Genomic DNA, 13408 nt, shown 5'->3' with positions numbered 1-13408 from the left:
TGACCTGCGCCACCTAACGTAGGGTGCGCCGTGCGCACCGACTGATTTGCAGCAGGCACAGTCTACGATTGCTCTACTTCCACCAGTACTCCACCTGCACGCCGAAGTTGGAGCCGTTGCGCGCGCTGCCGAAGGCGCCGTTCTCGGACAATGCCGAGCCGTCGGCCAGCAGGTTGGCGGCCTGCTGCGCCGCACGGTTCCAGCTGGCGTAGGTGTAGTACAGGCGGATTTCCGGGCGCTCCCAGAAACCGGGGCCGGCTGGCGACCAGGTCGGGGCGATGGTGAACTTGGTCAGCTTGCGCGTACCACCGGGCGCTTCGACCTGATCGCGACCGATCTCGCCGACCAGCTTGAACTGCTCGGTGAAGGCGTAGCTGGTACGACCGCCGATGGACAGCCAGTTCTGGTCCGCGCCGTCCGGGCGCTTGTCCTTCTGGTAGACCAGCTGCACCTGGCCACCGAGACGCGGGGTCATCTGGAAGTCGAAGAACTCCACCAGGCGCCAGCTGCGGTTGCTGTTGTCGAGGGTCGGGTCGCCGGTATAACCCAGGCCGGTGCCGGGCCCACGGCCATATTGCAGGGCAAAGGTGTTGACCCCGCCGAGGAAGTCCTGCTGCTTGTGCTGCGCGGTCACCGCCCAGCCGCTGTGGCTGTCGGTGCTGTCCGGTTTGTCGATGTAGCTGACGCCCACTTCCAGCTCGCCGCCGGGGTTGACCTTGAAGCCGCCGACGTTGAAATCGTGGCGGTTGATGTAGGGGTCCTGATTGTAGTTGTCCTTGCGCGAAAACACGTAGCTGTACTTGAGGTCGCCGATGACCATCTCGTCGATACCAAAACCGGTGGCGCTCTGGTTCCAGTAGTAGAAATCTGAAATGTGGATGTCGTTACGCTTGTAGAAGCGCCGCCCGGCCCACAGCGAGCCGCCATTGAGTGCCGGCATATTGCTCCATTCCGCGTACATCTGGTTCATCCGCGCGAAGCCATAGTCACCGGTGAACTTGGGCGTGTGGCCGTACTGGTTGTAGAGCTGCGCCATGCCCTCGACGCTGATCACCGAACCGTCGTCCAGGCGAAACAGATCCTGGCGCAGATCCAGCTCGATGTACTGCTCGCACTCGTTGCCCAGGCGGTACTTGGACTGCGCGCCCGGCAACTGGAAGCACTGCTGCGTGCCGCCAGTGTCCGCGCCGCCGATGCCGCTGCGCACATAACCGCTGAACTCGACAGCCTGTGCCTGCGGCGTGGCCAAAGCCAGTGCCAGCAGGCAGGGAACGCCGAGCGAACAGGTGAGGGTTTGCTGTGTGGTCTTCATCGTTGCTCCTGATTGTTTTTATTGAGCGATGCTGCGGATTACCGCCGCAGCGACGGTTTTTTCATTGCCTTGGTGCGCCGTGTAGCCCGGATGCAATCCGGGGGGTTGATTGGGCAGCCCGCGGATTTCATCCGGGCTACATGGCTAACCGAGCTTGAACTGGGCCACCTTGTTGTCAGTGGCCTGACGCTTTCCCGGGCGCAGGCGCTCGCCGCTGGTGGCATCGAACAGCAGCACGCGTGCCGGATCGAACTGCAGATCGAGACTGGCGCCAACCTGCGGCGCGGCGTCCGGAGTCAGGCGGCAGCACACCTTGGTCTGGTTGAGGCTGACGAACACCAGGGTGTCCGGGCCGGTCGGCTCGACCACCTCGACCTCGGCGCGCACGCTCGGCAGTGGCGACTCCGCGGGCGCCAGCAGGATCTGCTCGGGACGCATACCAAGCATCAGCTCGCGCCCTTGCAGCTCGGCCGCCGCGCCCAGTGGCAGCTCGCAGCGCGCCTGGCCAGAGTCGAGCAGACCGAAGCACTGGCCATCGCGCACCTGCGTGCGCAGTGGGATGAAGTTCATCGGCGGCGAACCGATGAAGCTGGCGACGAACTGGTTGGCCGGGTCGTTGTAGATTTCCTGCGGGGTGCCGAACTGCTGGATGATGCCGTCCTTCATCACCGCCACCTTGTCGCCCAGGGTCATGGCCTCGATCTGGTCGTGGGTGACGTACACCGTGGTGGTCTTCAGGCGCTGGTGCATCAGCTTGATTTCGGTGCGCATCTCCACGCGCAGCTTGGCGTCGAGGTTCGACAGCGGTTCGTCGAACAGGTAGATCTTCGGCCGCCGCGCCAGCGCCCGGCCCATGGCCACGCGCTGCTGCTGGCCACCAGAGAGCTGGCCTGGCTTGCGCGCCAGCAGATGCTCGATCTGCAGCAGCTTGGCCACGCGCGCCACTTCGGCCTCGATCTCGGCCGGCGGCAGCTTGCGCATCTTCAGGCCGAAAGCGATGTTGTCCTTCACCGTCATGGTCGGGTACAGCGCGTAGGACTGGAACACCATGGCGATATCACGATCCTTCGGGCTCATGCCGCTGATGTCGGCGCCATCGACCAGGATCGCCCCGCCGCTGATGCTTTCCAGACCGGCAATGCAGTTCATCAGGGTGGATTTGCCGCAGCCGGAAGGACCGACCAGGATCAGGAACTCGCCGGAGTCGATGGCCAGTTCGATGTTCTTCAGGGTGTCCGCCAGGCCGCTGCCATAGGACTTGTTGACGTTGCGCAGTTCGAGGGTAGCCATGTCGTTTCTCCAATCTTGAAGGCGTCAGCCTTTCACCGCGCCGGCCGTCAAACCGCGCAGAAAATATTTACCGGCCAGGATGTAGACCAGCAGCGTGGGCAGCCCGGCGATCATCGCGGCGGCCATGTCGACGTTGTATTCCTTGGCCCCGGTGCTGGTGTTGACCAGGTTGTTCAGCGCCACGGTGATCGGCTGGGTGTCGCCGCTGGCGAACACCACACCGAAGAGGAAGTCGTTCCAGATCTGGGTGAACTGCCAGATCAGGCAGACCATGATGATCGGCACCGACATCGGCAGCAGGATGCGCCCGAAGATGGTGAAGAAGCCGGCGCCATCGAGGCGTGCGGCGCGTACCAGCGCCTCGGGAATGCTCACGTAGAAGTTGCGGAAGAACAGCGTGGTGAAGGCCAGGCCGTAGACCACGTGCACCAGCACCAGGCCTTCGGTGGTGTTGGCCAGGCCAAGCTGGCCGAGGGTGAAGGACGCCGGCAGCAGGATCACCTGGAACGGCAGGAAGCAGCCGAACAGCAGCAGGCCGAAGAACAGCTGCGAGCCGCGAAAGCGCCACATGGCCAGCACGTAGCCGTTCAGCGCGCCGAGCAACGTGGAGATCAGCACTGCCGGGATGGTGATCTTCACCGAGTTCCAGAAATAGCCGCCGACACCGTCCCAGGCCTTGACCCAGCCGATCAGGGTGAACACGTCCGGGATCGACAGCAGGTTGCCGCTGCGGATGTCGTCGGGGGTCTTGAAGCTGGTCAGCAGCATCACCAGCAGCGGCACCAGATACACCGCGCAGGCCAGGATCAGGGTGGCATGGATGGCCAGCCGGCTGAGGCTGAACGCCCTTATCCGGCGCGGCGCGACTTGCGCATTAATGGCATGGCTAGTCATGACGTTTGCCTCGCAGTTCGGAATACAGGTAGGGCACCAGAATCGCCAGCACCGCACCGAGCATCAGCATCGCGCTGGCGGCGCCGAGGCCCATCTGGCCGCGGGTAAAGGTATGGGCGTACATGAACATCGCCGGCAGGTCGGAGGCGTAGCCGGGGCCGCCAGCGGTCATCGAGGCGACCAGGTCGAAGCTCTTGATGGCGATATGGGCGAGGATCATCAGCGCGCTGAAGAACACCGGGCCCAGGCTCGGCAGCACGATGCGCAGGTAGATGCTCGGCAGGCTGGCACCATCGACCTGGGCGGCGCGGATGATCGACTGATCGACGCTGCGCAAGCCGGCGAGAAACAGCGCCATGACGAAGCCCGAGGACTGCCACACGGCGGCCATCACCAGGCAGTAGACGACGCGATCCGGATCCACCAGCCAGTCGAAACGAAAGCCTTCCCAGCCCCAGTCGCGCAGTAGTTTGTCCAGCCCCAGGCCGGGGTTGAGCAGCCACTTCCAGGCGGTGCCGGTGACGATCATCGACAGCGCCATGGGGTAGAGAAAGATGGTGCGAATGAAGCCTTCGCGGCGAATGCGCTGATCCAGCAGCACCGCCAGAAACACGCCGATGACCAGGCTGATGGCGATGAACAGGCCGCCGAAGACCAGCAGGTTCTGGCTCGCCACCCACCAGCGGTCGTTGTCCCACAACCGTGCGTACTGCTGCAGCCCGACGAAGTTGTAGCTGGGCATGAAGCGCGAGTTGGTGAACGACAGCAGGAAGGTCCAGCCGATGTAGCCGTAGAAGCCCACCAGCACGATGACCATGCTCGGTGCCAGCACCAGCTTGGGCAGCCAGCGCTGCAGGGCGTCCAGCGGTGAGGCTTTGGCGAAGACTGCATTTGAACTCATGGATCACTCCGTCGTTGCAGGTTGCGCGGCCCCCTGAGAGGGAAACGCGGCGCGGCCGATCCCATGACGCATGCCTGTGGGCATGCGCCAGGGATAGAAGGCTTGAAACCGGCGGGTTGCACCCGCCCTACGGCAAGGGCCGCCTAGGCGGCCCGCAGACTCACTGCACCGCCTGGATCGCCGCCGCCAGCTGCTGGGCGGCGCGTTTCGGGTCGGCCTTGGCGTCGTTGAAGAAGTTGGTCACCACGTCGAACACCGCGCCCTGCACGTAGCTGGAAGCGGCCATGCCGTGGGCCAGGCTCGGCTGCAGACCGCCGTCAGCGGCGGCCTCCTTGAAGTCGGCCATGGACTTCTGCGCGCAGGCGTCGAAGCTGCTCATGTCCTGGTCCATGCGCACCGGGATCGAGCCCTTGTTCTGGTTGAAGAACTCCTGGAACTCGTTGCCCATCACCGTGCGCGCCAGGTCTTCCTGGGCCTTGCGGTTGTCGGCGTTGTTCAGCTTGAACATGGCCAGCGAGTCGATGTTGAAGGCGAAGCTGCCCTGGGTACCTGGGAAGGCCAGGCATTCGTAGTCCTTGCCGGCGACCTTGCCAGCGGCGGTCCACTCGCTCTTGGCCCAGTCGCCCATGATCTGCATGCCGGCCTTGCCGTCGATCACCAGGCCGGTGGCGCTGTTCCAGTCGCGCCCGGCGGCGTCGGCATCGATATAGCCGCGCAGCTTCTGCAGGGCGGCGAACACCTCGACCATCTTGTCGCCGGTCAGGGTGGCGCGGTCCAGCTCGACGAAGGCCTTGCGAAAGCCCTCGGCGCCGAGAATGCTGAAGGCCAGGTCCTCGAACACGGTGCCGTCCTGCCAGGGCTGGCCGCCATGGGCGATGGCGATGAAGCCGGCGGCCTTGAGCTTGTCGGCGGCGGCGAAGAATTCGTCGAGGGTGGTCGGCGGCGTGGCGCCAGCCTTTTCGAACACCTGTGGGTTGATCCACAACCAGTTGACCCGGTGCACGTTGACCGGCACCGCCACGTAATCGCCCTGGTACTTCATCACCTCGATCACCTGCGGCGGCAGCAGGTCATCCCACTTCTGCTCGGCGGCGACGTCGTTGAGGTCGGCGAGCAGGCCCAACTCACCCCACTCCTGGATATCCGGGCCCTTGATCTGCGCTGCGGCGGGCGGGTTGCCGGACACGGCGCGGGTCTTCAGCACGGTCATGGCCGCTTCACCACCGCCACCGGCAACGGCGAAATCCTTCCATTTGTGGCCCTGGGCTTCGACCAGTTTCTGCAGGGTATCGGCGGCGCGTTTTTCACCACCGGAGGTCCACCAGTGCAGCACTTCGACTTCACCGGCAGTGGCGGACAGGGGCAGCAGGACAGCGAGGGAGATGGCACAGGACAGGCGAGAGATCGCTTTCATGGGATAAGACACCTTGTTGTTGTTATTCGCGAGCAAGTCGTGGTGCTTGCATTGCGAACGAGTCTACCCAGCCCCCGATGCACTCGGGGTAACAAAGGGTACTGGAAAGTCACCAGACCGTTACAAAGCGGCGCCGGCGAGTTACATGGGCACCACGGCGCGTGCTGCGGCGCTGCGCCCACGCTTGAGGACAGCGAGTTCAGCGGGCCTGACGCGGTAGCCAGAGGGTGACGCGCAGCCCTCCGTCACGCAGGTTGCGCAGGCTCAGCTCGCCACCGTGGCTGTGCGCGAGATTACGCGCGATGCCAAGCCCCATGCCGTAGCCCTGCTGCTGGCTGGCCAGGCGAAAATGCGGTTCGAACACCTGCTCGAGCTTCTGCTCGGGCACGCCCGGCCCCTCGTCATCGACGTGCAGGACGAACGCCTCGGCGTCGTCCTCGATGTGCAGGTGCGCGCGCTCGCCGTACTTCAGCGCGTTGTCCAGCAGGTTGCCGATACAGCGGCGCAGGGCCAGCGGCTTGCCGGGATAAAGAGACCGCGCCGCGCCATCGAGGGTGACCCGGCCGGTGCCGAGATAGGGTTCGGTCAGCCCATGCAGCAGGTAATTGAGGTCGACCGGCTCGATGTTCTCGTGAATGTCGGTGTCCTTCACGCATTGCAGCGCGCCCTTGACCAGCAGCTCCAGGTCGTCCAGGTCACGCCCGAACTTGCTTTGCAGGCTCTCGTCGTCAAGCAGTTCGACGCGCAGGCGCAGGCGCGTGATCGGTGTGCGCAGGTCATGGGAGATGGCACTGAACAGCTGGCTGCGCTCGGTCAGGTAGCGGCTGATGCGCTCGCGCATGGCGTTGAAGGCGCGTGCCACCTCCACCACCTCGCGGCCGCCGCCTTCGGCCACCGGCTCCACTTCCGCACCCAGCGACAGGTGCCGCGCGGTGCGCGCCAGACGCTTGAGCGGACGGCTCTGCAGATGCACCAGCAAGCCGATGAACAACAGCAGGAAGGCGGTAGTCAGCAGGATGAACCACAGCTGCTGGGTGGGCAGGATGGGCTCCTCCAGGCTGGTGTAGGGCTCGGGCAGCAACGAGGCGATATACAGCCATTCTCCCGGTGCCAGCTGGATCTGCGTCACCAGTACCGGCGGGTTGATCGGCTCCAGAGTCAGGGCATAGTGCGCCCAGGAACGCGGCAGCTCGTCGAGTTTCAGGCCGCCATTGAAGATGCGCAGATCATCGGGGCTGACGAAGGTCACCGAAATGTCTGCGGCGCTGCCCAGCGCCTGGCGCAGCACCTCGGTCACCGCCTCGGTTACCGCCTGCTTGCGTGGCGTGGCTGGCAGCAGCTTCATCTGCAACGGACGGTCATTGAGACTAACCACGAAGCGCGTGCCGCCCATGCTGCGTAACTGATCGAGCACCAGCGGCCGGTAATTCACCGGCAGCGAACGAAAGTAACGCACGCTGGCGGACATCGAATGCGCCAGGCTGCGTGCGGTGGTGACCAAACCTTCGAGCTGGGTGGCACGCAACTGCGACAGCCAGATGGCACTGGATAGCGTCTGCGCCGCCAATATCGCCAGCAGGGTGAGCAATAGCATGCGCCCGAGCAGCGAACGCGGCAGCCAGCGCCGTGGGTTAACGCCCATCGCCAGCCTGCACGCTGACGGTGGCTGCCAGTTGATAGCCGCTGCCGCGCACGGTGCGGATCAGCCGCGGTGGCTTGTCGGTATCGCGCAGGCGCTGGCGCAGGCGGCTCACCGCCATGTCGACGATGCGCTCGAGCGGCATCACCTCACGACCACGGGTGGCGTTGCCGATGGTGTCGCGGTCGAGAATCTGCTGCGGGTGATCGAGAAACAGCTTGAGCAGGGCGAAGTCGGCACCGGACAGGATCACTTCCTCGCCGTCGCTGTGGAACAGGCGGTGGCTGACCATGTCCAGGCGCCAGTCGTCGAATGCCAGCACCTCGCCGCTGCGCTCCTGGGTGAACTGCGCGCGGCGCAGCAGCGCCTTGATCCGCGCCAACAGCTCGCGCGGGCTGAACGGCTTGCCGAGGTAGTCATCGGCGCCCAGTTCCAGGCCAATCACGCGGTCGGCTTCGTCGGAGCTGGCGGTGAGCATGATGATCGGCACCTGGGCGAAGCGCTGATGCTCACGCACCCAGCGGCACAGGCTGAAACCGTCCTCGTCGGGCAGCATCACGTCGAGAATGACCAGGTCGGCCTGTTCGGCGCACAGGCTCTGGCGGAAGGCGGCGCCGTCGGCAACGGCGCGCACCTGAAAGCCGACACGGCTCAGGTAGGTATCGAGCAGTTCGCGAATTTCCTGGTCGTCATCGACCAGCAGAATCGATTTGCCGGGCTGGCTCATGGTCCGCCGTCCTTGTTGTCTTCATGCCGCAATGCGGGCCTGGGTCGGTGCAGGTTCTACCCGGCCTCGGCCCTCTGTTGCAAGGCCACACCGGCGCCGGTCAGGCCGGGATACTCGGCCGTCACCAGCCACACCGGGATGCCGTGAAGGTATTCGCTCATGCAGCCCTTGTCGCTGAAGCTCTTGGCAAAACCGCTGGCGAGAAAGCGTTCGGCAAAACGCGGTACCACACCACCGACGATGTACACCCCACCGCGTGCCCCCAGCGTCAGCACGTTGTTGCCGGCAACGCGTCCCAGCCAGCGACTGAACTGCTCCAGCACCTCGGCGGCGACGGGCTCGCCCGCCAGGCCGGCGGCGGTGATCGCAGCGGGCGTCGCGTGCTGCCGTGGCTGGCCGTCGAGCTCACAGATGGCCTGGTACAGGGCCAACAGACCATTACCGCTGAGCACGTCCTCGGCCCGCACATGACCCAACTGCCGATAGAGAACCTGCCAGAGATCGGCCTCGCGCGGGCTGCCGATGGGCAGGTCGACATGCCCGCCCTCCCCCGGCAGCACCAGCCAGCTGCCATCCGGGCGCTCCAGCAGCGTGCCGACGCCCAGGCCAGTGCCGGCGCCGATCACCAGCACCGGACGGTCTGCCTGCGCCTGACCCTCACACACCGGCACCCGCTCGTGCTCGGCCAGGCGGGTCATGCCCAGGGCCATAGCGGAGAAATCGTTGATCATCAGCAGCTCGTCGATCCGCAGCGCCTCACAGAACGCCGTACGATCGATGCGCCAATGGTTGTTGGTGAAGCGAAACAGATTTCCGCTGACCGGCCCGGCACAGGCCAGGCAGACCGAGCCTATGGCCCCCAGCGGCAGCCCCTGGGCTTGCAGATAGGCGACGATGGCCTGCTCCGGCCCAGGAAAATCGGCGGTCGGCAGAACCTGCACCGCCTCCAGATGGTTGTCACGCCACAGCGCAAAGCGTGCGTTGGTACCACCGATATCACCCACCAGAGCCAGTTTCACCTGAATGCCTCCGTAGCCAGGACGATTGGCGCAACGGCTACCGCAGAAGAACGAGGTTGCATCTTACCGACTCCAAAATCCGATTATTTTTGTAGTTCAAACAACGCGCACAACAGTAAACCCGAAAATTTCGCCTATCAACCCGATCAAAGTGGTAATAACAACAATATTCCACCACGCATCCCTGCCCCCCCAACCGCCACTACGGAACAACAGGCTCGCCACGGCGCATTTCTATCCCAGCATGATCCCGGACAATATCCAGCACTGTCTGCCGGCCTAGACTCGGGCCTTCCCGAGTTCGCACGGAGAGCTGCAGCATGTCACCCGATATCCTCATCGTCGGCGCCGGCCCGGCTGGCCTGTGCCTGGCGCGCGCCCTGTCCGGGCAAGGCCTGTCCATCGTGGTGCTGGAGCGCCAGGCCGAGCAGGCACTGGCCGAACCGGCCTTCGACGGCCGTGAGATTGCCCTCACCCACGGCTCGCAGGCCCTGCTCGAGCGTCTCGGGCTGTGGTCGCGCCTGCCTGCCGAGGACATCGCCGTGCTGCGCGATGCCCAGGTGTTCAACGGCCCCTCGCTGTTCGCCCTGAAGATCCGCGCCGAGCAGGCCGGCGCCGAGCGCCTCGGCCATCTGGTGGCCAACCAGGCCATCCGCCGCGCCGCCTATCAGGCGGTAAGCGAATGCGCCGACGTGCAGCTGCTGTGCGAAACCAGCGTACGCGCCGTCGAACCAGGCCAGAGCGAGATAAAACTGGTGCTGCAGGACGGCCAGGTGCTGCAACCGCGTCTGCTGGTCGCCGCCGACAGCCGCTTCTCGGAGACCCGTCGCCAGCTCGGCATCGGCGCGCAACTCAAGGACTTCGGCAAGACCATGCTGGTGTGCCGCATGCAGCACGAACAGGACCACCAACAGGTGGCCTGGGAGTGGTTCGGCTATGGCCAGACCCTGGCCCTGCTGCCGCTCAACGGCCGGCAGTCGTCGATGGTGCTGACCCTGCCGCCGCGCGAGATCGAACGCCTGCAGCAACTGGACGAAGCCACCTTCGCCCGCGAGATGGAAAAGCGCTTCGATCGCCGCCTGGGCGCCATGCAACTGGTCAGCAGCCGCCACGCCTATCCGCTGGTGGGCGCCTATGCGCGGCGCATGGTCGGCACCCGCTGCGCCCTGCTCGGCGATGCCGCCGTCGGCATGCACCCGGTCACCGCGCATGGTTTCAACTTCGGCCTGATCGGCGTGCAACTGCTCAGCGACGCACTGCTGGCCGCTCACGGCAAACGTCAGGACATCGGTGCGACTGCGCCATTGGCGCGCTATGAGCGCCAGCTGCGCCTGGCCACCTGGCCGCTGTACCAGGCCACCAACCTGCTGGTGGAGCTGTACACCAACGACCGTTTACCGGCGCGCCTGCTGCGCGGCGCCGGCCTGCGCGTGGCGCAGGGTCTGTTGCCGTTGAAGAAGGGCATCGCCCGTCATCTGACCGCCCAGGCCTGAAACTCCCGCAAGCGCGCCGGACTCGGCGCGCAACCGGCCAACCTCATCTGATACGCATCAGACAGCAGTTTCTGAGTCTGTTTTGTTTTGCCCCGCCTCCCTACAGTTTGGCCACTCGCGCGGCTGCGCCCGCATCTGTATGGAAGGTTAACGCGATGCAATCTGCTGCTCCCCACCCGGCCTACAACTACAAGGTCGTCCGCCAGTTCACCCTGATGACCCTCTTCTGGGGCGTGGTGGGCATGTGCACCGGCGTGCTCATCGCCGCCCAGCTGGTCTGGCCGGAACTGAACTTCGACACGCCCTGGCTGAGTTTCGGACGCCTGCGCCCACTACACACCAGCCTGGTGATCTTCGGCTTTGCCGGTAGTGCCCAGTTCGCCGCCAGTTACTATGCGGTGCAGCGCACCTGCCAGACGCGGCTGTTCTCCGACAGGCTGGCCGCCTTCACCTTCTGGGGCTGGCAGGCGACCATCCTGATCATGCTGGTCACCCTGCCCATGGGCCTGACCACCACCAAGGAATACGCCGAGATCGAATTCACCGGCGCGGTGTGGATGGCCATCGTCTGGGTTGCCTACGGCATCGTCTTCTTCACCACCCTGACCCGCCGCAAGACCCGCCATATCTACGTCGGCAACTGGTTCTTCGGCGCCTTCATCCTGGTCATCGCCATGCTCCACATCGTCAACCACCTGTCGGTGCCGGTGAGCTGGTTCAAGTCCTACTCGGTGTATTCGGGCGCTACCGATGCCATGGTGCAATGGTGGTACGGGCACAACGCGGTGGGCTTCTTCCTCACCACCGGTTTCCTCGGGATGATGTATTACTTCGTGCCCAAGCAGGTGAACCGGCCGGTGTACTCCTACCGCCTGTCCATCGTGCATTTCTGGGCACTGATCACCCTGTACATCTGGGCCGGCCCGCACCACCTGCACTACACCGCGCTACCTGACTGGGCGCAGAGCCTCGGCATGGTGATGTCGATCATCCTCCTGGCGCCGAGCTGGGGCGGCATGGTCAACGGCATGATGACGCTGTCCGGCGCCTGGCACCTGCTGCGCACCGACCCGATCCTGCGCTTTCTGGTGGTGTCCCTGGCCTTCTACGGCATGAGCACCTTCGAAGGCCCGATGATGGCGATCAAGACCGTCAACGCCCTGTCCCACTACACCGACTGGACCATCGGCCACGTACATGCCGGTGCACTGGGCTGGGTGGCGATGATCACCTTCGGCTCGCTCTATCACCTGATTCCGAAGGTCTTCGGCCGCGATGGCATGTACAGCACCGGCATGATCAACGCGCACTTCTGGCTGGCCACCATCGGCACCGTGCTGTACATCGCCTCGATGTGGGTCAACGGCATCACCCAGGGCCTGATGTGGCGCGCGGTCAACGAGGACGGCACCCTCACCTACTCCTTCGTCGAGGCGCTGGAGGCCAGCCACCCCGGCTTCGTGGTGCGCCTGGTCGGCGGCCTGTGCTTCCTCACCGGCATGCTGCTGATGGCCCTCAACACCTGGCTGACCCTGCGCAACCCGACCACCGAGCGGCACGATGCCGGAGACGCCGCCCATGCCGGCTGAAGCCTGGTGGATGATCGCAGTTATGGTGTTCTTCCTCGGCGTGCAACTCAGCCTGGGGCGCGGCAGCCAGCGCGACCTCGACGAGGCGACGATGCTGCCCTTCGCCGACGATCCCGAAGTAGCGCGCCGGGTCGAACGTGACACCGGGCGCAGCACCCGCGGCTGCGCCTGTCCCGGTACCTGTGACGGGCACTGCGAGCATCTCGGACGCCGGGAATTCTGAAACATTGGTCGCCATTTCTGGACAATGCATCCAGAAACGAGGCGCTGATCAGAGCCGGATGGCTACCTAGACTCGGGTTTCCTCAACCCGAGTCGGGAGACATCTCATGGTCGATCATTCCATTGCAGGCAAGACGGTACTCATCGCCGGTGGCGGCAAGAACCTCGGCGGGCTGCTGGCCCGCGACCTGGCCACGCACGGCGCCAGTGCGGTGGTCATTCACTACAACAGCGCGGCAAGCAAGGCGGAGGCCGACGCCACCGTGCAAGCGGTGCAGCAACTCGGTGCCAAGGCCGTGGCGCTGCAGGGCGACCTGACGCGCGCCGCCGCCGTGGAGAAACTCTTCGCCGATGCGGTGGCCGCCATGGGCCGCCCCGATATCGCCATCAACACCGTGGGCAAGGTGTTGAAGAAACCCTTCAGCGAGATCAGCGAAGACGAGTACGACGAGATGACCGCGGTCAACTCCAAGTCGGCGTTCTTCTTCCTCAAGGAAGCCGGCAAGCACGTCAGGGACAACGGCAAGATCTGCACCCTGGTGACTTCGCTACTGGGCGCCTACACCCCCTTCTACGCCGCCTATGCCGGCACCAAGGCGCCGGTGGAGCACTACACCCGAGCAGCCTCCAAGGAATTCGGCGCGCGCGGCATCTCGGTCACCGCCGTCGGCCCAGGCCCGATGGACACGCCGTTCTTCTATGGCCAGGAAGGCGCCGATGCAGTGGCCTACCACAAGAGCGCGGCGGCGTTGTCGCCCTTCTCCAAGACCGGCCTGACCGATATCGAGGACGTGGTGCCCTTCATCCGTCACCTGGTCAGCGACGGTTGGTGGATCACCGGGCAGACCATTCTGATCAATGGCGGCTATACCACTAAGTAAGCAACTGAAAAACGCCTGGGAGGTGAG

Annotated in this window: 12 protein-coding genes; 4 read left to right on the top strand and 8 right to left on the bottom strand. The window is 64.7% G+C overall.

Features of this window, described 5'->3' with window-relative positions; all coding sequences use genetic code 11:
* Positions 1 to 73: 73 nt before the first annotated feature.
* From BLR77_RS22245 to BLR77_RS22210, 8 genes are all read right to left on the bottom strand, one after another.
* Positions 74 to 1312 (bottom strand): maltoporin, encoded by a 1239-nt coding sequence (locus BLR77_RS22245; protein ID WP_074681977.1) that lies wholly within the window; start codon positions 1310 to 1312, stop codon positions 74 to 76.
* A 144-nt stretch (positions 1313 to 1456) separates the two neighbouring features.
* Positions 1457 to 2602, bottom strand: coding sequence for an ABC transporter ATP-binding protein (locus tag BLR77_RS22240; protein WP_074681975.1), 1146 nt, complete (start codon positions 2600 to 2602; stop codon positions 1457 to 1459).
* A gap of 24 nt (positions 2603 to 2626) precedes the next feature.
* Positions 2627 to 3496, bottom strand: coding sequence for a carbohydrate ABC transporter permease (locus BLR77_RS22235; protein ID WP_074681973.1), 870 nt, complete (start codon positions 3494 to 3496; stop codon positions 2627 to 2629).
* Positions 3489 to 4397 (bottom strand): carbohydrate ABC transporter permease, encoded by a 909-nt coding sequence (locus BLR77_RS22230; protein ID WP_074681971.1) that lies wholly within the window; start codon positions 4395 to 4397, stop codon positions 3489 to 3491. The genes BLR77_RS22235 and BLR77_RS22230 overlap by 8 nt, the downstream gene beginning before the upstream one ends.
* A 160-nt stretch (positions 4398 to 4557) precedes the next feature.
* A complete protein-coding gene (locus BLR77_RS22225) occupies positions 4558 to 5811 on the bottom strand; it encodes an ABC transporter substrate-binding protein (RefSeq protein ID WP_074681969.1) in 1254 nt (417 codons plus the stop codon).
* A gap of 199 nt (positions 5812 to 6010) precedes the next feature.
* Positions 6011 to 7453: an ATP-binding protein gene (locus BLR77_RS22220; protein ID WP_003462113.1), complete on the bottom strand. Its 1443-nt coding sequence runs from the start codon at positions 7451 to 7453 to the stop codon at positions 6011 to 6013.
* The gene (locus BLR77_RS22215; protein WP_074681967.1) at positions 7443 to 8177 is read right to left on the bottom strand and encodes a response regulator; all 735 of its coding nucleotides are present in this window, start codon (positions 8175 to 8177) and stop codon (positions 7443 to 7445) included. Before BLR77_RS22215 ends, BLR77_RS22220 begins: the two co-directional genes overlap by 11 nt.
* 56 nt (positions 8178 to 8233) lie before the next feature.
* On the bottom strand, positions 8234 to 9196 hold the full coding sequence (locus BLR77_RS22210; protein ID WP_074681965.1) for a glucokinase: 963 nt from the start codon (positions 9194 to 9196) through the stop codon (positions 8234 to 8236).
* Positions 9197 to 9516: 320 nt separating this feature from the next.
* On the opposite strand from BLR77_RS22210, the gene ubiM reads away from it, so the two are divergent.
* The 4 genes from ubiM (at position 9517) to BLR77_RS22190 (ending at position 13381) form a co-directional block, all read left to right on the top strand.
* On the top strand, positions 9517 to 10689 hold the full coding sequence (ubiM, locus tag BLR77_RS22205) for a 5-demethoxyubiquinol-8 5-hydroxylase UbiM (protein WP_074681963.1): 1173 nt from the start codon (positions 9517 to 9519) through the stop codon (positions 10687 to 10689).
* A gap of 155 nt (positions 10690 to 10844) precedes the next feature.
* Positions 10845 to 12278, top strand: coding sequence for a cytochrome-c oxidase, cbb3-type subunit I (gene ccoN / locus BLR77_RS22200; protein WP_074681961.1), 1434 nt, complete (start codon positions 10845 to 10847; stop codon positions 12276 to 12278).
* Positions 12268 to 12501 (top strand): cbb3-type cytochrome oxidase subunit 3, encoded by a 234-nt coding sequence (locus BLR77_RS22195; RefSeq protein WP_074681959.1) that lies wholly within the window; start codon positions 12268 to 12270, stop codon positions 12499 to 12501. Before ccoN ends, BLR77_RS22195 begins: the two co-directional genes overlap by 11 nt.
* A 106-nt stretch (positions 12502 to 12607) precedes the next feature.
* On the top strand, positions 12608 to 13381 hold the full coding sequence (locus BLR77_RS22190; RefSeq protein WP_074681957.1) for an SDR family oxidoreductase: 774 nt from the start codon (positions 12608 to 12610) through the stop codon (positions 13379 to 13381).
* The last annotated feature ends 27 nt before the right edge of the window (positions 13382 to 13408 follow it).

Origin of the sequence: Ectopseudomonas alcaliphila, assembly GCF_900101755.1 — a bacterium.
Taxonomy (GTDB): Bacteria; Pseudomonadota; Gammaproteobacteria; order Pseudomonadales; family Pseudomonadaceae; genus Aquipseudomonas; species Aquipseudomonas alcaliphila.
The sequence above is the reverse complement of the archived record's forward strand: the minus strand, read 5'-3'. Positions and strand labels throughout refer to the sequence as shown.

Bases quoted from the DNA above. Each gene is read 5' to 3' on its own strand.
- BLR77_RS22245 (WP_074681977.1), bottom strand. From the start codon at position 1,312: ATGAAGACCACACAGCAAACCCTCACCTGTTCGCTCGGCGTTCCCTGC.
- BLR77_RS22240 (WP_074681975.1), bottom strand. From the start codon at position 2,602: ATGGCTACCCTCGAACTGCGCAACGTCAACAAGTCCTATGGCAGCGGC.
- BLR77_RS22235 (WP_074681973.1), bottom strand. From the start codon at position 3,496: ATGACTAGCCATGCCATTAATGCGCAAGTCGCGCCGCGCCGGATAAGG.
- BLR77_RS22230 (WP_074681971.1), bottom strand. From the start codon at position 4,397: ATGAGTTCAAATGCAGTCTTCGCCAAAGCCTCACCGCTGGACGCCCTG.
- BLR77_RS22225 (WP_074681969.1), bottom strand. From the start codon at position 5,811: ATGAAAGCGATCTCTCGCCTGTCCTGTGCCATCTCCCTCGCTGTCCTG.
- BLR77_RS22220 (WP_003462113.1), bottom strand. From the start codon at position 7,453: ATGGGCGTTAACCCACGGCGCTGGCTGCCGCGTTCGCTGCTCGGGCGC.
- BLR77_RS22215 (WP_074681967.1), bottom strand. From the start codon at position 8,177: ATGAGCCAGCCCGGCAAATCGATTCTGCTGGTCGATGACGACCAGGAA.
- ubiM (WP_074681963.1), top strand. From the start codon at position 9,517: ATGTCACCCGATATCCTCATCGTCGGCGCCGGCCCGGCTGGCCTGTGC.
- ccoN (WP_074681961.1), top strand. From the start codon at position 10,845: ATGCAATCTGCTGCTCCCCACCCGGCCTACAACTACAAGGTCGTCCGC.
- BLR77_RS22195 (WP_074681959.1), top strand. From the start codon at position 12,268: ATGCCGGCTGAAGCCTGGTGGATGATCGCAGTTATGGTGTTCTTCCTC.
- BLR77_RS22190 (WP_074681957.1), top strand. From the start codon at position 12,608: ATGGTCGATCATTCCATTGCAGGCAAGACGGTACTCATCGCCGGTGGC.